This is a genomic window from Burkholderia sp. CpTa8-5, assembly GCF_017815045.1.
GTDB lineage: Bacteria > Pseudomonadota > Gammaproteobacteria > Burkholderiales > Burkholderiaceae > Burkholderia > Burkholderia sola.
This window is the reverse complement of the sequence record NZ_JAGIQD010000005.1, coordinates 117,642-138,471: the sequence shown is the minus strand read 5'-3', so window position 1 is coordinate 138,471 and position 20,830 is coordinate 117,642. Positions and strand designations below refer to the sequence as shown.

The 20,830-nt window shown below is 68.1% G+C and carries 19 protein-coding genes; 10 read left to right on the top strand and 9 right to left on the bottom strand.

Features of this window, described 5'->3' with window-relative positions; all coding sequences use genetic code 11:
• Positions 1 to 102: 102 nt before the first annotated feature.
• The 5 genes from J8I35_RS10450 (at position 103) to J8I35_RS10430 (ending at position 5,245) form a co-directional block, all read left to right on the top strand.
• On the top strand, positions 103 to 1,131 hold the full coding sequence (locus J8I35_RS10450) for a substrate-binding domain-containing protein (protein ID WP_209925276.1): 1,029 nt from the start codon (positions 103 to 105) through the stop codon (positions 1,129 to 1,131).
• Between the two features lie 374 nt (positions 1,132 to 1,505).
• Positions 1,506 to 2,192, top strand: coding sequence for a type 1 glutamine amidotransferase domain-containing protein (locus tag J8I35_RS10445; protein WP_050010958.1), 687 nt, complete (start codon positions 1,506 to 1,508; stop codon positions 2,190 to 2,192).
• A 138-nt stretch (positions 2,193 to 2,330) separates the two neighbouring features.
• Positions 2,331 to 3,440, top strand: a complete 1,110-nt coding sequence (locus J8I35_RS10440; RefSeq protein WP_209925273.1) for an NADH:flavin oxidoreductase/NADH oxidase — start codon at positions 2,331 to 2,333, stop codon at positions 3,438 to 3,440.
• 139 nt (positions 3,441 to 3,579) lie between these two features.
• Positions 3,580 to 4,650 carry an AI-2E family transporter gene (locus tag J8I35_RS10435; protein WP_050010960.1) on the top strand — a complete coding sequence of 357 codons (1,071 nt, stop codon included), beginning with the start codon at positions 3,580 to 3,582 and terminating at the stop codon, positions 4,648 to 4,650.
• A gap of 220 nt (positions 4,651 to 4,870) precedes the next feature.
• On the top strand, positions 4,871 to 5,245 hold the full coding sequence (locus tag J8I35_RS10430; protein ID WP_209925272.1) for a hypothetical protein: 375 nt from the start codon (positions 4,871 to 4,873) through the stop codon (positions 5,243 to 5,245).
• Positions 5,246 to 5,284: 39 nt separating this feature from the next.
• On the opposite strand, the gene J8I35_RS10425 is transcribed toward J8I35_RS10430, so the two are convergent.
• On the bottom strand, positions 5,285 to 6,079 hold the full coding sequence (locus tag J8I35_RS10425; protein WP_050010962.1) for an SDR family oxidoreductase: 795 nt from the start codon (positions 6,077 to 6,079) through the stop codon (positions 5,285 to 5,287).
• A gap of 160 nt (positions 6,080 to 6,239) precedes the next feature.
• Between J8I35_RS10425 and J8I35_RS10420 the strand changes: the two genes are divergently transcribed.
• Positions 6,240 to 7,085: an AraC family transcriptional regulator gene (locus tag J8I35_RS10420; protein ID WP_209925270.1), complete on the top strand. Its 846-nt coding sequence runs from the start codon at positions 6,240 to 6,242 to the stop codon at positions 7,083 to 7,085.
• Positions 7,086 to 7,097: 12 nt separating this feature from the next.
• Here J8I35_RS10420 and J8I35_RS10415 read toward each other — a convergent pair whose 3' ends face one another.
• The 4 genes from J8I35_RS10415 to nthA all read right to left on the bottom strand — a co-directional run bounded on the left by J8I35_RS10415 (position 7,098) and on the right by nthA (position 10,431).
• Positions 7,098 to 7,685, bottom strand: a complete 588-nt coding sequence (locus J8I35_RS10415; RefSeq protein WP_209925268.1) for a LysE family translocator — start codon at positions 7,683 to 7,685, stop codon at positions 7,098 to 7,100.
• Between the two features lie 187 nt (positions 7,686 to 7,872).
• Entirely contained in the window at positions 7,873 to 9,135 is a 1,263-nt protein-coding gene (locus J8I35_RS10410; RefSeq protein ID WP_050010965.1) for a GTP-binding protein, read from the bottom strand.
• Positions 9,132 to 9,785 carry a nitrile hydratase subunit beta gene (nthB, locus tag J8I35_RS10405; RefSeq protein WP_209925266.1) on the bottom strand — a complete coding sequence of 218 codons (654 nt, stop codon included), beginning with the start codon at positions 9,783 to 9,785 and terminating at the stop codon, positions 9,132 to 9,134. The genes J8I35_RS10410 and nthB overlap by 4 nt, the downstream gene beginning before the upstream one ends.
• A gap of 46 nt (positions 9,786 to 9,831) precedes the next feature.
• On the bottom strand, positions 9,832 to 10,431 hold the full coding sequence (gene nthA / locus J8I35_RS10400) for a nitrile hydratase subunit alpha (protein ID WP_050010967.1): 600 nt from the start codon (positions 10,429 to 10,431) through the stop codon (positions 9,832 to 9,834).
• Between the two features lie 511 nt (positions 10,432 to 10,942).
• Here nthA and J8I35_RS10395 point away from each other — a divergent pair.
• The 4 genes from J8I35_RS10395 (at position 10,943) to J8I35_RS10380 (ending at position 15,754) form a co-directional block, all read left to right on the top strand.
• Positions 10,943 to 11,839 carry a transporter gene (locus J8I35_RS10395; RefSeq protein ID WP_050010968.1) on the top strand — a complete coding sequence of 299 codons (897 nt, stop codon included), beginning with the start codon at positions 10,943 to 10,945 and terminating at the stop codon, positions 11,837 to 11,839.
• A 95-nt stretch (positions 11,840 to 11,934) separates the two neighbouring features.
• Positions 11,935 to 12,987 (top strand): phenylacetaldoxime dehydratase family protein, encoded by a 1,053-nt coding sequence (locus tag J8I35_RS10390; RefSeq protein ID WP_209925257.1) that lies wholly within the window; start codon positions 11,935 to 11,937, stop codon positions 12,985 to 12,987.
• A 55-nt stretch (positions 12,988 to 13,042) separates the two neighbouring features.
• Positions 13,043 to 14,569 (top strand): amidase, encoded by a 1,527-nt coding sequence (locus J8I35_RS10385; RefSeq protein ID WP_124630273.1) that lies wholly within the window; start codon positions 13,043 to 13,045, stop codon positions 14,567 to 14,569.
• A 144-nt stretch (positions 14,570 to 14,713) separates the two neighbouring features.
• Positions 14,714 to 15,754 (top strand): helix-turn-helix domain-containing protein, encoded by a 1,041-nt coding sequence (locus tag J8I35_RS10380; RefSeq protein WP_124630272.1) that lies wholly within the window; start codon positions 14,714 to 14,716, stop codon positions 15,752 to 15,754.
• Positions 15,755 to 15,829: 75 nt separating this feature from the next.
• Here the strand turns inward: J8I35_RS10380 and J8I35_RS10375 are convergent, their stop codons facing one another.
• From J8I35_RS10375 to J8I35_RS10360, 4 genes are read right to left on the bottom strand one after another with little or no spacing between them, the layout of a single operon-like run.
• Positions 15,830 to 17,341 carry a heavy metal sensor histidine kinase gene (locus tag J8I35_RS10375; RefSeq protein ID WP_209925255.1) on the bottom strand — a complete coding sequence of 504 codons (1,512 nt, stop codon included), beginning with the start codon at positions 17,339 to 17,341 and terminating at the stop codon, positions 15,830 to 15,832.
• Complete coding sequence (locus tag J8I35_RS10370; protein ID WP_124554216.1) at positions 17,338 to 18,033, bottom strand: heavy metal response regulator transcription factor; 696 nt, start codon at positions 18,031 to 18,033, stop codon at positions 17,338 to 17,340. Before J8I35_RS10370 ends, J8I35_RS10375 begins: the two co-directional genes overlap by 4 nt.
• Positions 18,034 to 18,066: 33 nt before the next feature.
• Complete coding sequence (locus tag J8I35_RS10365; protein WP_209925452.1) at positions 18,067 to 19,578, bottom strand: efflux transporter outer membrane subunit; 1,512 nt, start codon at positions 19,576 to 19,578, stop codon at positions 18,067 to 18,069.
• A gap of 5 nt (positions 19,579 to 19,583) precedes the next feature.
• Complete coding sequence (locus tag J8I35_RS10360; protein ID WP_050010974.1) at positions 19,584 to 20,813, bottom strand: efflux RND transporter periplasmic adaptor subunit; 1,230 nt, start codon at positions 20,811 to 20,813, stop codon at positions 19,584 to 19,586.
• Positions 20,814 to 20,830 lie beyond the last annotated feature (17 nt).

The window sequence follows — 20,830 nt, the reverse complement described above, 5'->3', positions numbered from 1 at the left end:
TTTGGAACGCAAAAGATATTTATTTGACGGTAATGATTACTCAATGGAAATAATTACCCGGTCGGCGCATCCCGGACCTCGGGCGGCCGGGCGGATCGGCGAATGCGAGGAATGACGGTGAAGGTGAATCTGAAGGCGCTGTCGGACGCGCTGGGTCTGTCGCGGACGACGGTCAGCCGCGCGTTGAACGGTTACGACGACGTCAGCGAGGCGACGCGCGAGCGCGTGGCGAAGGCCGCGCGCGAAATGGGCTACGTGGCCGATCCGACCGCGCGCCGGCTGGCGACCGGCCGGGCCGACATGATCGGCATCGTCTATCCGTTCGGCGCCGGCGATCTCGGCGATCCACGGTTCGGCGAGGTCGTCGCGGGCATCACCGAGCGGCTCGCCGAGCGCAATCTCGATTTCATCATCGCGTCGGCGCGACCGAACGCGGAACTGGACACCTATCGGCGCATCGTCGACGGCAAGCTCGTCGACGGGCTGATCGTCGCGCGCACGCAGGTGGACGATCCGCGTCTCGCGTACCTGCAAGCGAGCGCGTTTCCGTATGTCGCGTACGGCCGCACGCAGGCGGCCGGCCCGTATGCGTGGTTCGACTTCGACAACGAGGCGGGCGCGCGCGACGCGGCGCGCCGGCTGATCGGCTTCGGGCATCGGCGCATCGCGATGATCAGCGCGCCGCTGACGCTGAATTTCGCCGCGCAGCGGCGCGCCGGTTATCTGTCGGCATTGCGCGAAGCCGGTATCCAGGCCGATCCGGCGCTGCTCGTCGAGTGCGCGTTTACGCACGACGGCGGCCAGCAGGCGGCGCGGGCGCTGCTCACGCGCGCCGAACCGCCGACCGCGCTGCTGGTCGACAACAACATCGCGGGCGGCGGCGCGTTTCGCGCGCTGGTCGACAGCGGGCTGCGCCTGGGCGCCGATATGTCGCTGATCGTCTACGACGGCGTGCCGCCCGATATCGCGCACCCGTATCGTGTCACGGCGGTCGTGCAGCCGACCGGGCACGCCTCGGGCCGCGCGCTGGCGGAGCTGATGCTGCGGCTGCTGGACGACGGCGTGCGCGATCACCGGCTCGAAGCGCCAGTCATCGAAGCGGGGGACACGGACGGGCCTGTGCGCGGGTAGCCGTCGGGAGCCGGCGCGGCTGCAGCGGCCGGCTGCTGCGGGCAAACGGCGAAGGGCGGCGACGGCGATGCCGGACTCCGCCCCCCGTCGAAAAGGCCATGACGACGGCAGGGGCGAATACGCGTTCCTCTAGACGACCGGTCTAATTCGCGGCTATCATCCGTCCTTGTGAATGCGGCGACGTCCCCGGCAGCTTCATGTCGCGAGACGCCGTCGTTTTATTTCGGCTACTTCTAGACGACTGGTCTAATAGGTGTATATCGCATGCGGATGAATGAATCGCACGTTGCCGCGCGCGGGCGGACTAACCATCAGGCGCGCCGCGCCGACGTGCGGCTCCGTTCCCCCGTTCATTTTCGAAGGAGTGTCCGATCATGAAGATTCTGGTTGTCCTGACCTCGCACGACACGCTCGGCGACACCGGCAAGAAAACCGGCTTCTGGCTCGAGGAACTGGCCGCGCCGTACTACACGTTCAAGGATGCGGGCGTCGAGCTGACGCTCGCGTCGCCGAAGGGCGGCCAGCCGCCGCTCGACCCGAAGAGCAGCGACCCGACGGCCCAGACCGACGCGACGCGCCGCTTCGACGCCGATGCGGCGGCCCAGGCCGAACTCGCGTCGACGCGCAAGCTGGCCGACGTGTCGGCGGACGACTACGACGCGGTGTTCTACCCGGGCGGCCATGGCCCGCTGTGGGATCTCGCCGAGGATCTGCATTCGATCGGCCTGATCGAGCGCACGCTCGCGGCCGGCAAGCCGGTCGCGGCGGTCTGCCACGCGCCGGGCGTGCTGCGCCACGTGAAGAACCCGCAGACCGGCGAGTCGGTCGTGCGCGGCAAGCGCGCGACGGGTTTCACCAATAGCGAGGAAGCGGCGGTCGAGCTGACCGAAGTCGTGCCGTTCCTCGTCGAGGACATGCTGAAGACCAACGGCGCTGAATTCGAGCGCAGCGCCGACTGGGCGCCGCATGTCGTCACCGACGGGCTGCTGATCACCGGGCAGAACCCGGCGTCGTCGGCGCCCGCGGCCGAAGCGCTGCTCGCGAAGCTCGGCCACCGCTGAACACATGGCGCCGGCCCGGCCGGCGCCGCGTCCTTGCCGTCGCCGGGCGCAGCCGGCCCGCCGACGGCCCGCATCGTTGCGCCGTGCGCCCCGCACGACGCATTCCCCGTTTTGCAGGACCCAATCAAGGAGTCGTGGATGTCTGCCCTGTTCGAACCGTTCAAACTCAAGGATGTCACGCTGCGCAACCGCATCGCGGTGCCGCCGATGTGCCAGTACGTCGCCGAAGACGGCGTCGTCAACGACTGGCATCACGTGCATCTGGCCGGCATCGCGCGCGGCGGCGCGGGCCTCGTGATCGCGGAGGCGACGGCCGTGTCGCCGGAAGGCCGCATCACGCCGGGCTGCGCGGGGTTGTGGAACGACGCGCAGGCCGAAGCCTTCGCGCCGTCGGTCGCGGCGATCAAGGCGGCCGGCGCGGTGCCCGGCATCCAGATCGCGCACGCGGGCCGCAAGGCCAGCGCGAACCGCCCGTGGGAAGGCGACGACCATATCGCCGACGGCGATCCGCGCGGCTGGCAGACCATCGCCCCGTCGGCCGTGCCGTTCGGCGCGCACCTGCCGAAGGTGCCGCGCGAAATGACGCACGACGACATCGCCCGCGTGCAGGCCGATTTCGTCGCGGCGGCGCGGCGTGCGCGCGACCTCGGTTTCGAATGGCTGGAACTGCACTTCGCGCACGGCTATCTCGGCCAGAGCTTCTTCTCGGTGCACTCGAACCGGCGCACCGACGAATACGGCGGTTCGGCCGACAACCGCGGCCGCTTCCTCGTCGACACGCTCGCGGCCGTTCGCAAGGTCTGGCCCGAGCATTTGCCGCTGACCGCGCGCCTCGGCGTGATCGAATACGACGGCCGCGACGAAGAGACGCTCGCCGAGTCGATCGCGCTCACGCAGCGGATGAAGCTCGAAGGGCTCGACATGCTGAGCGTGTCGGTCGGCTTCTCGACGCCCGACGCGCAGATTCCGTGGGGGCCGGCGTTCCTGGCGCCGGTCGCCGAACGCGTGCGCCGCGAGGCCGGCTTGCCGGTGTCGTCCGCATGGGGAATCGATACGCCGCAACTGGCGAACCGCGTGGTGGCGCAGGAACAGCTCGATCTCGTGATGGTCGGCCGAGCGCACCTGGCCGACCCGCACTGGCCGTACTACGCGGCCAAGCAGCTCGGCGTCGAGCGTCCGTCGTGGACGCTGCCCGCGCCGTACGCGCACTGGCTCGAGCGCTACCGGATCGCCGACAAGGTGGCCTGAGCGGCGCGCGTCGACGCGGCGTCGGGTGGTCTGCGCATCGAGCGCGCGTGCCGCCGATCCGGCGCCGATGGATAGAATGGCGGTTCGTCCGGGCGATTGCCTGGGCGAACCGCCATTTTTTCATTTCGACAGAGGTGCCATGGGCGCACATGTCCCGTCGTCTTCCGATTCCGCCGCGCGGCCGCGCGCCCAGCAGGTCGCCCGCATCGCGCTGTATGCGGCGCTGCTCGTGCTCGCGCTGTGGGTGATCCGCGACTTCCTTCCCGCCATCGCATGGGCGTGCGTGATCGCCATCGCGATGTGGCCGCTGCTGAAGTGCTTCGAATCGCACCGGCTGTTCCGCAATCGGCCGACGCTGATCGCGACCGTCATCACGGCAGCGATCTCGCTGCTCGTGGTGCTGCCGGTGGCGGTCGCGACGACCCAGGCGATCGCGCAGGCGCACGACCTGCGCGAGTGGCTGCACACGATCCAGGACAACGGCATCCCGCTGCCGGACGTGATCGGCCGGTTGCCGTACGGCGCCGCGCAGATCACCGAATGGTGGCAGGCCAATCTCGGCCATCCGCTGCATGCGGCCACCGCGATGCACGGCGTCAATAGCGAGAAATTCATCGCGTTCGGCCGGCAATTCGGCACGAAGCTCGCGCACGTGCTGCTCGAATTCGGTTTCATGCTCGTCACGCTGTTCGTGATCCTGCGCGCCGGCCACAAGCTGTCGGGCGCGTTGCTGCAGGGCGCGCGGCGTGCGTTCGGGCGTAACGGCGCGGAACTGATCGAGCGCATGGTCGCGGCCGTGTACGGCACGGTGACGGGGCTCGTCGTCGTCGGGCTCGGCGAGGGCGCGCTGCTCGGCATCGCCTACGCGCTCGCGGGCGTGCCGCACGCGGCGCTGCTCGGGCTCGTCACGGCCGTCGCCGCGATGCTGCCGTTCTGCGCGCCGGTCGTGTTCTGCGGCGCGGCGCTCTGGCTGTTCGTGCAGGGGGCGACCATGTGGGCCGTCGCGATCGCGGCGCTCGGGTTCGTCGTCGTGTTCGTCGCCGAGCATTTCGTGCGGCCGGTGCTGATCGGCGGTTCGACGCGGCTGCCGTTCCTGCTCGTGCTGTTCGGCATCCTCGGCGGCGCCGAGACGTTCGGCTTGATCGGGCTGTTCGTCGGCCCCGCGCTGATGACGGTGCTGACGATGCTGTGGGCCGAATGGATCGCCTGATCGCGCATGCCGTTGCACTGGTTCGATACGACGGTGCGGCGATGCGGATGCGCATGCGCGCGCGCCGGCTGCAACGATTGATGACGATTCGGCCGGCGCGAAGGCCTGCAAACGCAGGGATTCGGATAAAGATCTCTACATTTCTTTTCGATCCGGACCCAAAGGTCGAGTAGCATGGGGCTTTCGATCACGCCGGTATGGCGCAGCAGATTTCCCGAGCATGCGATTGTTTCCGATGTCCCGTCCCGCAGCGACGCTGTCCCTGGCCGCCGGCTGCCTGATGTTGCATGGCTGTGCGTGGTTCGACTCGTGGCTGCCGTTCTCGTATTCGCGTACGCCGCTTGCACGGGCCGCGTCGCGGCACGGCGCGACGCGCGCCGACGTCGTCCGCGTCGCCGGCAACCCGCGCAGCGTCTGGATGGTCCGTAACGGCGGCGGCGTCTGCTACAACTACTTTATCGAGCACGGCAACGATCACCGCGCGTACTTCGTCGTGTTCGACAAGGCCGGCGTCGTCACGCAGTCCGGCTTCGATACCTGCATGGACGCCGATCGCAAGGGCACGCTCCAGTCCGGCAAGCGCGCGTCGCGCTAGGGCGGCGGCCACGCGCGGCGCGAGCGCGTCATCCGGCCGTCACGCTATCGTGTCGACCACGCCGCCGTCGACGCGCAATGCCGCGCCGGTCGTGGCCGACGCCTGCGGCGAGCATACGTACACGACCAGGTTCGCGACTTCCTCCGTCGTCGCCGGCCGCTGGATGATCGAGCTCGCGCGTTCGCTGCGCACGAACTCCACGGCAATGTCGTCGATGCTGCGGCCCGTTTCGTCGGCCTGCGCCTTCAGCATCTCGCGCACGCCTTCCGACATCGTCGGCCCCGGCAGCACCGAATTGACGGTCACGCGGGTGCCCGCCGCGAGCTTCGCGAGGCCGCGCGCGATCGACAACTGCGCGGTTTTCGTGAACCCGTAATGAATCATGTCGACGGGGATGTTCAGGCCCGATTCCGACGAAATGAACACGATGCGCCCGGCATTGCGTTCGATCATCCCTTTGAGGTAATGCCGCGCGAGCCGCACGCCGGACATCACGTTGATCTGGAAAAAATGTTCCCATTCGGCGTCGTCGATGTCGAAGAACGCCTTCAGGCCGTAGATGCCCGCGTTGTTGACGAGAATGTCGGCGTTCGGCGTGTGCTGCGTGACGCGCGCGACGCCGGCCGCGTCGGACAGGTCGGCGGCGACGCCGTCGAAGCTTGCGCCGGGCACGGCGTCGCGCAGTTTCCCGAGCGCGGACTGCACCGACGTGTCGCTGCGGCCGTTGACGACGACGTGCGCGCCGGCGCGCGCGAGCCCTTCGGCGATCGCGAAGCCGATGCCGGCGGTGGAAGCGGTGACGACCGCGGTCTTGCCTTTCAGATCGATCTGCATGTGTGTACCGGTGGGAAGAGGACGCGGAACCCGCCGCGTCTGCCGCGGCGGCCGAATTCAAAGCTTAGGCGATCCAGCCGCGAAGCGTCGGCTCGCTGTTGCGCGGCGCCGCACAGTCTTGTACGGTGAGCGTTCGCCGTTCGAACCGGGAGCCCGCCGCGTGAGCCGTACCGCCAACCGATCCGCCGTACCGTCGCCGTTCTGGCGCGATACCGCGCTGCCGTTCATCGAGGCGCGCACCGTCGACGACGGGCGCGCGATCTGCTACGCGAAGCACACGCACGACACGTTTTCGGTGGGCGCGATCGTCGGCGGCACGAGCACGTACGTGAACGGCGCGACGCACGCACACGTCGGGCGCGGCGTGCTCGTGATCATCGATCCGGAGCAGGTGCACGCATGCAATCCGTACGGTGCCGATGCGTGGGCGTACCGGATGGTCTATGTCGACGTGCCGTGGCTCGCGCGGCTGCAACATTCGCTGGGCCGCGATCCGAACCGCGATTTTCACGGGTTTTCGCCGAAGTTGACCGAGCGCGGCGATCTGTTCGCGCAATTTGGCGGCTTCTACCGCACGCTGGTGTCGCCCGCCACCGATGCGCTCGGCAAGGAGAGCGCGGCGGTCGAATTCTTCACGGCACTGCACGGCGCGCTCGACCGCGAACTGCCCGACCCACGGCCCGGAGACGACAACGCCAAGCTCGCGCGCGCGGCCGACTACATCGCCGCCCATTGCCGCGAGGCCATCACGCTCGATGCGATCTGCGCGGCGGCCGACCTGTCGCCGTCGTACCTGATCCGCGCGTTCAATGCGCGTTACGGGATGACGCCGCATGCGTTCCTGATCGATCGGCGCGTGAAGTACGGCCGCACCGAGTTGCGCCGCGGCCGGCCGATCGCCGAAGTCGCACTCGACGCCGGCTTTGCGGATCAGGCGCATTTCCAGCGCGCCTTTCGGCGGATCGCGGCCGCGACGCCGGGGCAGTACCGCGGCGCGAGGCGCTGAACGCAACGGTGTCTACACGTCGAGCAGAAACAGCGCGCTGCCCGCGAGCAGCAGCGCCATCAGCCGGTTGAACACGCGCATGCGCCGCGCGTTCGCGAGCCGGTGCCGCAGCGACGCGCCCGCATAACCCCAGCATGCGATCGACGCGAAGCAGATCACCAGATACAGCGCGGCGAACTGCCAGACCTGCGCGCGGTCGCCGTCGGCCGCATACGCGCCCATCGCGGCCACGCACGCGAGCCACGCCTTCGGATTGAGCCACTGCATCGCCGCGCCGGCCGCCGCCGACGGGCCGGCCACGTCCGGATCGGCCGCGAGCCGGCCGTCGTCGAGCGCGAGCCGCAGCGCCAGGTAAAGCAGGAACGCGATCCCCCACCACTGCGTGGCCGTCGTCAGTGCGGGCCAGCGCGCGAGCGCCGCGTGCAGGCCGAGGCCGATCAGCAGGAACAGCGCGACGAAGCCTAGCGTGGCGCCGGCCGCGTAGCGCAGGCTCGCGCCGAGGCCATGGCGCGCGCCCGCGCTGAGCGCGACGATGTTGACGGGACCGGGGGTGATCGACGAGGCGAGCGCGAACGCGGCCATCGAAACCAGCATGCTCATCAGGTGTCTCCATGCGACATGTCGAAAGTCGCATCGAGACTACGGGCGCGGCGTCGGCCCGTATTGAAGAAAACTGCCCTCGGCGGTGCTGCCGGGATTCACGTCGTGCTGAACCGCGCGCAGCGCTCACGGGCCGACCGAAAGCGATAGGGCGCAGGCGTTGCGGCCGAAGCCATCCAGTCTCACTTCACGGATGGGCAGTAGTCGCGAGCGCGTCGAACGCGTCGGCTTCCGGAAGCCGGCGCCACGACTCCGGGCCTGCGTCGATTTCTTCGACCGTCAGCAGACACGCATCGAGTTCCCGCTGCAACTGGACGTGATCGATCGACTGACCGATGAACACGATTTCCTGCCGGCAATCGCCTGTCGGCTCTTCCCATTTTTTCAGCACACCGTCGCGACGATAGTCGTCGTGCGGCCAGTCCGACGGGGGCGTAAACCGCCACCATCGGCCAACGTAGCCCCACTGGAACGCGTCGCCGGCCTGCACGAGCATGGCGGTTTCGGCATAGCGGTGCGCAGCCCACACATATCCCTTGCAGCGAAGCAGCCGGCCGTTGGTCCAGGGGCGACGCAGCCACGCGAGCAGGCGCGCCGGATGAAACGGCGCACGTTCGCGATAGACCCACGATGCGATTCCGTATGTATCCGATTCCGACGGGCGCTCGTCGGCCTGCATGCGTTGCATCCATCCCGGAGATTCGACGAGTGCCGGTAGATCGAAGCGCCGCGTATCGAGGACGTCCGACGGATCGATCCCGCCGTGCTGCATCGGCAGGATTCGCGCGGACGGATTCAGCGATGCAAGGACTGCGCGCAGCCTGTCGAAACCCGCGTCGCCGATCCGGTCGAGTCGGCTCACGAGGATCACGTTCGCATATTCGACTTGTTCGATCAGCAGGTCCGACAGCGTGCGCGGTGGACCGGTGCCGCTGCCGTTCGCGAGCGGGGCGTCGCGCGTGACCGGTTCGACCGACGCGATCATGTCCTCGAACGTCTCGCCGTTGACCACCGTGACGAGCGTGTCCAGCCGCGCGAGTTCGCTGAGGCTGAAACCGTCCCGATCGAGAAACGCGAACGTCTCCGCAACCGGCATCGGCTCCGAGATGCCGGTCGACTCGATCAGCAGATAATCGAAGCGATGCTGCCGCGCAAGCGTGCTGATCTGCTCGAGCAAATCGGCGCGCAGCGTACAGCAGATGCAACCGTTGCTCATTTCGACCAGTTCGTCCTCGCCTCGATGCAGCTCGACGTTGCGCCGCACGTCGTCGGCGTCAACGTTGACTTCGCTCATGTCGTTGACGATCACGGCGACCTTCAGGCCGGCGCGATTGCGCAGGATATGGTTCAGCACCGTCGTCTTCCCGGCACCGAGGAAGCCGGACAGCACCGTGACCGGAATCCTCGGCGCCGGGGCGGCCGACACTTGTCGATTGTCCGGCGTCGTCATGCGCTCTGCCCGGATGCGCGATCCAGGTAGCCTTCGAACAGGTCGACCACGACATAGCCGTCGTCGGCGGCGTCACCCCACAGATTCTTCACGCGGAACTCGACATGATAGGTCGGCTGATGCGCGGCGCCGGTGTCGCCGTGGCCGATCGCGTCCGGGAACGGCCACGATTCGGTTGTCCGGTGCAACACGACGCCCGTCTTGCCGCGAACGTAGCCCGGCGCGCGGATGTGTCCGCTGACGTATTCGTCGCGAACGACGACGCGATCGCCGACCTCGAACCGCGTCGACTCGGCCGGGGCTGCCCGGCCGCCGGCGCGCGGCGGGTTCGCGAGCCGAAAAGGCGAACCGAGCGCGCGGTCGAGTTCATCCTGCGTGAGCACGCCGGTTTCGACGAGCAATGTCGCGGTCGCGATCACGTAGCGCTCGTAGTAGCGCGTGCCGACGTGCTGGCGCACGTCGATGCGCTCGACTGCGTGACGTACCTCGTCGACGCTGAATTTTTTCAGTGGGTCCACCCCGACGAACATCAGGCTGTACGCGAGATGCTCCCAGTCTTCCTTGAAGACCGGTTTGTAGCCGAGACTGTTGATCGTATGCGGCACCGGGCCGAAACCCTGGAATCCGCCGAGGTCGTGAAAGCCGTCCATATGTGATCTCCGAGATGTGAAAGTCGAGCGCGAAACGCGGTGCGAGTCAGTGCGCGCGCGGTAGCGCAACGCCGATCAGCACGTCCTTCGTGACGAGCGCGCGCAGTTGTTCCTCGGTCATGTGCTCGCTGCCGGCCGGCCGCACGGGCAGCACGAGATAGCGGCTTTCGGCGGTCGTGTCCCAGACCTTCACGACGACGTCGTCGGGCAGGTCGGTGCCGAGTTCCCGCAGCACCGTGCGCCCTTCGCGGACGAGCCGCGCACGATATTCGAAGCCCTTGTACCACTCGGGCGGCAGCCCGAGCACCGGCCAGTTCGTGCATGAGCACAGGCTGCAGACGATCACGTTCTTCAGCGTCGGGGTGTCCTCGAGCGCGACGATGTATTCGCCCTGCGGGCCGGTGTAGCCGAACTGCGCGCACGCGGCCGTGCCGTCCTTCAGCAGAAGTTCGCGAAATGCCGGGTCGACCCACGCACGCGCGACGATGCGCGCGCCGTTGGCCGGATCCCAGGTCGTGGACATCAGCTCGGTCAGGTTTTCGATATAGCCGTCGGGAATCAGGTTCTTCTCTTTCATCACGCGAAACAGCGCCCAGGCGCGTTCGCCGGGCGTCGACGCTGTTTCCTCGGAAGCAATCGGGTTCATCGTGGGGGCTCCTTGTCGTGGTTCGGGTCGACCGCCGCCACGACGTTGCGACTGGCGTGGCGGGGATGGGCGCGTCGTGTCGGTCACGCTCGATGAGCAGGGTAAGAAGAGAAAAAGCGCGGTTCTTTGCCGGCACGGATCGGAAACTATGCCGAGACGGCCCCGTGGCGCGGCGGGCGCCTACGCGCAACGGATGCCCGGCGATGCGCGGCATCTACAGCGCGTCCGGCATGAAACGGCGGCCGCCCGCGCACGTTTCGCGACCGCTGCGGGGCGCCGGCCGCGGAGGCCCGCCACAGCCAATTTCTTGTTCCGCCGGAAAACAGAAATGCGGATTTTGCCTTTCTATTCTCACCCTCAAGCGACGGCCGTTCGATGTCGCGAATCGTCGGCACTCGCCCGAGTACCGGCGGAATAACAGTCAGCCAGCACCCGCGATTCCACCGTCCGGCAACGGTTTCCGTTCGTCGTACGTCGAGCGTGGCGGTGTCTGCGCATCCAGGTGAGGAGCATGATGGACAACGTCAAAAGAATGAAGCTGAAGCGAATCGCGCGCTGGATCGGCCTGTCGCTGATGGTCGTCGCATCGCATTACGCGGGCGCGGTCGAGGTCGATCCCGGCGACTACGAGCAGTATCCGGTGGGCGCGACGATAGGCGTGCTGTACTACAACTATTCGGCGACGAACGCGTACTACGCGAATGGCCAGCGGACGTCGGATTTCGACCTGCAGTCCAATGTCGGCATCGCCCGCCTGCTGCATGTGTTCCAGCTCACCGACAGGCTCACGATCGATCCGCAGGTACTGCTGCCGTTCGGTCACATCAGCAGCTTCGGCAACGCAGGCGCGCTTGGCAGTACGAACGGCGTCGGCGACGTGATCCTGACCGCGCCGTTGAAATTCCGCCTGAACGAAGCGAAGGACGTCGTCGCCGCGACGGTCTACGTCTACGCGCCGACCGGGAGTTACGACCAGAACCGGGGCCTCAATCTCGGTGCCAACCGCTGGTCGCTCGATTTCCAGGCCGCCTACGTCAAGCACTTTTCGCCGCAGTGGGCACTCGATCTCGTCGGCGACGCGATCTGGTACGGCAACAACACGTCGTACGGCGCGAACGGTGCGACGCTGCATCAGCGGATGAGCTACAGCGCCCAGGCGATGGTGCGTTACATGCCCGATCCGGGCACGTCGCTCGGGGTCGGCATCACCCAGTTCTGGGGCGGTGAAACGAGCGTCGGCGGCGCGGACAACGACGACGCGCTTCGCACCACGCGCCTGCGGATCACCGCGGCGAAGTTCGTGACGAAGGCCGACCAGGTGCAAATCCAGCTCGGCACCGATCTGAGCGTGCGTAACGGCCCGAAAAACAGTGTGCTCGCCGGCCTGCGTTACGCGCACATCTTCTGACGATCCGCATGCGCCGGGATATGGCCGGCGCATGGCGTTTCGCGTCCCCACGTCGAACCTTCGACACCCGATTTCCTTTTCCAGAGAGGTCACGCATGGAATCCGCCATCGACAAACACCTGATCTGCCCGCGGACGCTGTCGCGCCGCGTCGCCGACGATTACCAGCCGCCGTTCCCGATGTACGTCGCCCGGGCCGCCGAAGACCTGAGCCAGGTCGTGATGGGCTACTTCGGCGTCCAGTATCGCGGCGCCGACAAGCGCGCGGCGGCGCTGGCCGCGTTGCGCCGGATCGTCGCCGATTTCGGTGCGCAGGACGGTCCGAACACCTTCGACCTGACGCAACACACCGATGACCAGGGCTACGAGAATCTGATTGCCGTCGGCTACTGGCGCGATCCGGCCGCGTATGCACGCTGGATCGCGTCGCCGGCACTCGTCGAATGGTGGGCCTCCGACGCACGCCTCGCGGACGGGATCGGCTACTTCCGGGAAATCGTCGCGCCACACGCCGAGCAGTTCGAGACGCTTTACGCATTTACGAGCGATTTCCCCGGCGTCGGCGCGATCATGGACGGCGTCAGCGGCGAGATCGAGGAGCACGGTTACTGGGGATCGATGCGTGACCGGTTCCCGATCTCGCAGACGGACTGGATGCGCGCGGACGGCGAATTGCGCATCGTCGAGGGTGATCCGGCTCGCGGCGGCCGTGTGGTCGTACTGGCGCACGACAACATCGCGCTGATTCGGTCCGGTCAGGACTGGCGCGCGGCGGAGAGTGACGAGCGCCAACTGTATCTGGAGGAGATCGAGCCGACGCTGCGCAGCGGAATGGAATTCCTGCGCGACAACGGCAAGGACGTCGGCTGCTACAGCAATCGCTACGTGCGTTCGATCGATCTCGACGGCAACGTGCTCGACGAAAGTTACAACATCGGCCACTGGCGCTCGCTCGACCGCCTCGAGCGCTGGGCCGAATCCCATCCGACGCACCTGCGGATCTTCGTCACGTTCTTCCGCGTCGTCACCGGGCTGTCGAAACTGCGGCTGTATCACGAGGTTTCCGTTTTCGACGCAAGGCATCAGGTCTACGAATACGTGAACTGTCATCCGCGCACCGGGCTGATGCGCGACGCCGTCGCCCGCTGAATCCCACCGGCGCCGCCAACGCTGGCGGCGCCGCTTACCGAACTGGAGAACGTCGATGGCCATCAAACGCCCGACTCGCGAACAACTGTCCGACATTGCAGCCGGCTTCGGCTTTCATGTCGATTCCCGCCAGCTCGCCGAATACGACGAGGCGCTGCAGGCGAACTTCGACGCGTACGACGTGATCGACGCGCTGCCCGACCATCTGCCCGTCGTCGCGTATCCGCGCACGCCCGGCTACCGCCCGGAAGGCGACGAGAACCGGTACGGCGCATGGGCGCACAAGAGCACGATCCACGGCGCCGCCGACGGCAAGCTGCGCGGCAAGACGGTGGCCGTGAAAGACAACATCTGCGTCGCCGGCGTGCCGATGCGCAATGGCGCGAGCACGTTCGAGGGCTACGTGCCCGATATCGACGCGACCGTCGTCACGCGGGTGCTCGACGCCGGCGCGACGATCGCCGGCAAGTCGACCTGCGAGTACTACTGCTTTTCCGGGGGCTCGCACACGAGCGCGTCGGGGCCGGTGCACAATCCGCGCAAGGCCGGACACTCGTCCGGCGGCTCGTCGTCCGGCAGCGGCGCGCTGGTCGCGAGCGGCGAGGTCGACATGGCGCTCGGCGGCGACCAGGGCGGCTCGGTGAGAATCCCGTCCGCCTATTGCGGCATCTACGGGATGAAGCCGACGCACGGGCTCGTGCCGTATACCGGCGCGATGCCGATCGAGGCGACCGTCGATCATCTCGGGCCGATGACGAGCACCGTGCTCGACAACGCGCTGCTGCTCGATGTCATCGCAGGCGACGACGGGCTCGATCCGCGCCAACGGATGGTGCCGCCGCGGGCCGATTATCTCGGCGCGATCCGCGACGGCATCGCGGGCCTGCGGATCGGCATTCTGCGCGAGGCGTTCGGGCTCGCGAATTCGGAGAAAGTGGTCGACGAGGCCGTGCGGGTCGCCGCGCTCCGGCTGCGCAAGCTGGGCGCGAGCGTCGACGAAGTGTCGGTGCCGCTGCATGCGGCCGGCACCGCGATCTGGCTGCCGATTGCGGCCGAGGGGGCGACGCAGCAGATGATGAAGGGCAACAGCCACGGTTTCAACTGGGACGGCCTGTACGTGACCGGCATGATCGATCATCACGCGGGCTGGCGCGAGCGCGCCGATGAGTTGCCGGATACCGTGAAGGTGACGATGCTGCTCGGCGAATATTTCACGAGCCGGTATCGCGGGCGCTATTACGCGAAGTGCCAGAACCTCGCGCGACGCTTGCGTTCGGCTTACGACGCGGCGCTGCAGTCGTATGACGTATTGCTGATGCCGACCGTCCCGATCCGCGCGTCGGCACTGCCGGAGCCCGGCTGTGCGATGTCCGAGTCGCTGACGCGGGCGTTCGAGATGCTCGCGAATACCGCGCCGTTCGACGTGTCCGGGCATCCGGCCATATCGCTGCCGTGCGGGGTGGCCGACGATCTGCCGATCGGGCTGCAACTGGTCGGGCGCCGCTTCGACGAGGCGACGCTCTATCGCTGCGCCTATGCGTATGAGCAGTCTTCCGACTGGCGTCAGACGACCTTCGCATGACATGCCCGGCGCGGCAGCGCATCGCCGCCGCGCCGCCTGTCGGTCCGGCCGGCCACGCGGCTTTCACGGTGGCCGATTGGACAATGCGCTTTTGAACGGGCACGCTACAGACTGCGTGTTGGCTAACCCATGTGGGGCACGACCATGACGATGCGTCCTTTCCCGCGCGCCGCAAGCGGCGACGCGCCCGGCCCGGCGGCCGACAGCCCGCCGGACGAATGGACGAATTCGGCCATCGAGGTGGCCACCGACGGCTCGGTCAGCCAGCGTATCGAGTTTTGGCGCGAGACGATTCTGCGTTTGTTCGCGGACGTGCAGATCGCCGCCGTGCAGAAGGCCGATTTCTTCGGCCAGGTGCGGCAGCGCAAATGCGAAAAGATGCGGATCTCGGAAATTCACGCAAGCGAGCAGGCCGTGATCCGGCGCTATCGCCAGGCGCGGAGCGAGTACGAGGACAAGTATTTCGGCGTATTGATGCTCGAGGGCAGCCAGTCGGTCGAACAGGACGGCAAGATCGTCACGCTGCACCCCGGGGATTTCGCGATCTACGACGCGACCCGGCCTCACCACCTGCAGTTTGGCCAGTCGTGGCGCGAGATCGTCGTCAGCATTCCGCGCGCGACCCTGAACCAGCTCGTCGTCGGGATGGAACACCGCACGGCTTGCCCGACGCACACCGGGGAGGGCGTCGGCAGCGTCATGCGTGCGTTTCTCGAGCAGATGTCGTCGCAGATCCGCAGCGTGACCGAGGACGAGATGCGGCAGTTGTCGGATACCGCGATCTCGCTGATCGCGATGACGCTCGGCGGCATGCAGCGCAACGACCTCGCGCAATCGAGGATGAAGGCGTTGACGCTGACGCGCGTGAAGCGGCATCTGCTCGAGCACCTGCACGACCCGGAGCTGAGTCCGATGATGATCGAGCGGTCGATCGGGATTTCGTCGCGGTACATCAACAAGCTGTTCGAGGCCGAAAACACGTCGCTGATGCGCTACGTGTTGAACCTGCGGCTCGAACGGTGCGCGCAGGATCTCGCGAATCCGCAATGCGCGGTGCTGCGCGTGTCCGACATCGCGTTGCGCTGGGGATTCAACGACATGTCGCATTTCAGTCGCGTGTTTCGCGAGCGGTTCGCGATGTCGCCGCGGGCGTGGCGCGAGCAGGGCGGCAAGCCGCGCGCGTAACGCGTCGTCACGGGCCGCGTTCGCGTCAGGCAAGCGCCGATCGGAAGCGGCTGGACGTCGACAGGCGCGACGCCGTCAGTGCAACGCGCGCGGCACGTGCGCCGGGCGAGCGCCGCGCGGATCCGCCGGATTGGCCGGATTGGCCGGATTGGCCGGATTGGCCGGCTCGGTGGAACCGGCCGGGCCAGCGGCGTCGGCCGCGCGCAGCGGCCCGCCCGGCCACGGTTGCGTCGACACCGAAAAACCGAACGTATTGACGCCGCCCGAGCACGCGACGAACACGCCGCCGCCGTGCATCTCGGCCACGGCCTTGACGATCGACAGCCCGAGCCCGTGGTTTTCCTTGCTGTTCGCGCGCGCTTCCTCGAGCCGGTAGAAACGCTCGAACACGTGCGCGCGCTGCACCGGATCGATCGGCTCGCCGGGGTTCGACACGGTCATCTCGACGAGCGCGTCGCGGCGCGCGATCGTCACGTTCAGCGTCGCGCCCGGCGCCGAATGCTGGATCGCGTTGATCAGCAGGTTCGTCATCGCGCGGCGGAACAGCGACGGATCGACGGCCGCGCGCGCATCGCCGTGCAGTTCGGCGCGCAACTGCGCCTCGTCGAGCGGGATTTCGAGGAAGTCGAGCATGCGCCGCACCTCGTCGGCGAGCGACACGTCCTTCAGGTCGGTCGCGCGTTCGCCGCGGTCGCTGCGCGACAGGAACAGCATGTCGTTGATGATCACGCGCAGCCGCTCGAATTCCTCGAGGTTCGACTGCAGCGTCTGGCGCATCCGGTCGACCGAGCGGTCGCGGCTCGTCAGCGCGACCTGGGTCTGGCCGATCAGGATGCTGATCGGCGTGCGCAGCTCGTGCGCGACGTCCGCGTTGAACGCTTCGAGCCGCGCGTAGGTTTGCTGGATGCGTTCGAGCGCGCCGTTGAACGACGTCGCGAGATCGCGCAGCTCGGTCGGCAGCGCGTCGGTGTGCAACCGCTGGCGACGGTTGGTCGCGCTCACGCTCGCCGCGTCCTGCGACAGCCGGTCGAGCGGCGCGAGCCCGAAGCGCGCGACCGCGCGGCTCAGCAGCAGCGTGATGACGGTGGCCGTCGCGATCAGCGCGGCCAGCGTCCACACGAAACGGCGCAGCATCCGCTGCGTGCGCTCGCACGACGACGCGACGATCAGCTTCACGTCCGGGCGCTCGCCGCTGCCCGCGATCGCGACGGTCTTCGTCATCACGTTGTAGCTGCTGTTGTTGAGCGCGTACTGCTGGAACGCACCGAATGGCTTGCCGTCGGGCACACCGTCGACGGGATGGCCGAAGCGGAAAGCGGCGTCGGGGCTGTCGACCTGATAGCGCGTCGACCCGTCGGGCGGTTCGAGGTCGGCGAGCTTTTCCTGCATCACGCGGCCGCGCGCGGCCGTGGTCGCATGCGACACGATCATCTGCGCGACCTTCGCGCGCGTGTCGATCGTCGCGCGCAGCTCGGCGAGCAACTGGCGCTCCATCATCACGAACAGCCCGCAGCCGACCAGCGTGAACACGAGCAGCGACACGATGCCGAACATCGCCGACAGGCGCAGGGCGATCGAGCGTTTCATGCGTGTCGCTCCACGTCGCCGTCCTCGCGCGCCTCGAGCACGTAGCCCATCCCGCGGATCGTGTGCAGCAGCTTGTCCGCGAACGGGCCGTCGAGCTTCGCGCGCAGGCGCTTGATCGCCGTCTCGACGACGTTCGCGTTGCTGTCGAAGTTCACGTCCCACACGAGTTCGGCGATGGTCGTTTTCGACAGCACCTCGCCACTGCGCCGCGCGAGCACGCCGAGCAGCTGGAATTCCTGCGCGGTCAGGTCGAGGCGCGTGCCGTCGCGGGTCGCGCGGCGGCCGATCAGGTCGACGCGCAGGTCGCCGATCGAGATCAGCGTCGATTCCTGCACGCGCGCGCGGCGCGTGAGCGCGCGCAGCCGTTCGATCAGTTCGAGGAACGAGAAGGGTTTGGTCAGGTAGTCGTCGGCGCCGCCGCGCAAGCCCCGCACGCGGTCGTCGACGCGGTCGCGCGCGGTCAGCATGATCACCGGCGTCTGCTTCTGCGCGCGCAACGCGCGCAGCACGCCGAAGCCGTCGAGCTTCGGCAGCATCACGTCGAGCACGACCACGTCGTAGTCGAATTCGACGGCTTTCCACGCGCCGTCCTCGCCGTCGAGCGCGGTGTCGACGACCCAGCCTTCCTCGGTCAGGCCGCTCTTCAGGTATTCGACGACTTTCGGTTCGTCCTCGACGATCAGCACTTTCATTTTCGTTGTCCGCGTAACCGGGTTAAGGGCGGGTCAAGGGCCGACGCCCGCGTCGCGCGGCGGGGCCGCCGACGCGACGTCGGACGGCGCCGGGCCGTTCGCCGCATCGCCGTCCCAGCCGCCGCCGAGCGCCTTCGCGAGAAACACGACGAGCGCCGCGCGCTGGCCCTGGATCTGCACGGCCTGGCGCTCGCTCGTCAGCAATTGCTGCTGGGCCGTCAGCACGTCGATGAACGGCGTCAGGCCGCCCGCGTAGCGGTCCTGCGCGAGCGACACGAGCTTGCGCGCGTCGTCGACGGCCGCCGACGCCTGCTGCGCCGCCTGCGCGAGCACCGACAGGCCGGTCACCGCATTTTGCACCTCCTGGAACGCGGTGAGCACGGTCTGCCGGTAGCTGGCCTGCGCGGCGACGTAGCCGGCCTGCGCGAAATCGACGCCGGCCTTGAGCTTGCCGCCCTCGAACAGCGGCTGGCTGAGCGACCCGCCGACCGACCACAGCAGCGCCGGCACGGTGAACAGGCCCGCGAAGCGCGTCGCGTCCCAGCCGATGTCCGGCGACAGCGTGACGCGCGGGAAATACGCGGCGCGCGCGACGCCGATCTGCGCGTTCGCGGCGGCCATCGCGCGCTCGGCCGACGCGACGTCGGGGCGCCGCTGCAGCAGGTCGCTCGGCATGCCGGTCGGCAGCGCGGGCGCGTTGATCGGCACCACGCGCGGCGGCAGCGAGAACGCGGGGGCCGGCGTGCCGACCAGCGTCGCGATTGCGGTTTCGACCTGCGCGCGCTGCTGAATCAGCAACTGCGCCTGCGTGCGCGTCGCGTCGAGCTGCGCGCGCTGCTGCAACAGGTCGAGACCCGACACCGCGCCGAGGTCGTGGCGCGCGCTCACGTAGTCGAGCGCCTTTTGTTGCAGTTCGATCGAACGCCTGACGACGTCGATCTCGGTGTCGAGCTCGCGCAGCGCGAAATAGCTCGACGCCAGATCGGCGCCGAGTACGAGGCGCGCGTTCGCGAAATCGTCGCGCGCCTGCTCGGAGCTGGCCTGCGCGGCTTCGACGTTGCGCCGCACGCGGCCGAACAGGTCGAGTTCGTAGCTGACCGCCGCGCCGACCTGGATCTCGTTCTGCACGGTCGACATGCTCTTCGTCGCGTAGTTGGTCTGCGGCCGGTCGGCGGAGATCTTGAAGCGCTGGCCGTTCGCGTTCAGCCCGACGGCCGGATACTGCGCGGATGCGACCGACGCGAGCGTCGCCTTCGCCTGGTCGTAGCGCGCGGCGACCGCCTTCAGGTTCTGGTTGTTGCGCAGCGCATCGGCTTCCAGCGCGTCGAGCTGGGTGTCGCCGAACGCGGTCCACCAGGCCGGATCGAGCGGCGCGCGGGCCGGCGCGGCCGGCTGCCAGTATGCGTCGGCCGGATCGAGCCGCCACGCGGCCGGCGTGTCGACGGCCGGGCGCCGGTAATCCGGGCCGACCGTGCAGCCGGCGAGCAGCGCCGCCGCGACGATCGCGACGGCGCCGATCGCGGCCGGGTGCACGCGCGTGCGTATCGCACTCACGACTTCGCTCCCGCGACGGCCGAGGCCGGCTGCGCCGCCGGCGCCTGCACGACGACCGCGTCGCCGGTCGCGAGCGCGTCGCTCGGGTTCGCGACGAGGCGATCGTTCGGCGTGATCGGCCCGTCGACTTCGAGCGTCTGCCCGATCGTGCGCACGACCGTCACCTGTTTCAGCCGGACCTTGCCGTTCGCATCGACGGTCGCGACCGTCGGGCCTTCGGCGCGGAACAGCAGCGTATTGGCCGGCACCTGCAGGCGGCCGACCGGCGTCATCGGCAGCGTCGCCTGCACGTACGCGCCGGGCAGCAGCCGCCCGTCCGGGTTCGGCAGCGTGATCTCGATCTGCAGCGAACGCGTGGCGACGTCGATCGCCTGCGACGTGCGCGTGATCGTGCCGTCGAAGGTCCGCCCCGGCAGCTCGGCCTGCGCGACGCTCACGTGCTGGCCGACCTTGATCTGCTGTGCATACGCCTGCGGCACCTGCACGTACAGGCGCAGCCGGTCGGCCTGCACGACCGTGAACAGCGAGCGGCCGGCGTTGCCGGAATTGACGAGATCGCCGACGTCGACGTTGCGCTGCGTGACGATCCCGTCGATCGGCGCGACGATCCGCTGGAAGCCCTTCAACTCGGTGAGGCGGCGCATGTTCGCGTCGGCCGCGGCGAGATTCGCGGTGCCCTGGTTGAACGCGCCTTGCCGGTCGTCGAGTTCCTGCTGAGACACGGCATCGCGCTGGCGCAGCTGCTGCGCGCGGTCGAACGACGTCTTCGCGAGCGCGAGCGACGCTTGCGCCTGCTGGCGTTGCGCGGTGGCCTGCGCGAGTTCCTGGTTCAGCTCCGGCGTGTCGAGTTCGGCGAGCGTTTGCCCCTGCTTCACGTGCGCGCCGATGTCGGCCTGCCAGCGCAGCACGTAGCCGCTGGCGCGCGCATAGATCGGCGCCTCGACGAAGCCGCGCAGCGTGCCGGGCAGCGTCAGCTTGCCGCCGGTGGCCGCGTCTACCGGGTGCACGACGCTCACGTACTGGCGCGTGTTCTGCTCGGCGACCGCGTCGAGGCGATGCCGGTTCAGCACGTTGACGACGAGGGTGCGCGCGGCGCCGGCGGCCAGCAGCACGCCGATCACGATCACGACGATCCGGCCGCGTCGCGACACCGACGCGCGCGCCGGCAGGTGCATGCCGTGTTCGTCCACCTGGATGCCGACGGCGCTGTGATGTTTCTCTTCCATGAATTCAACCAGTTCAA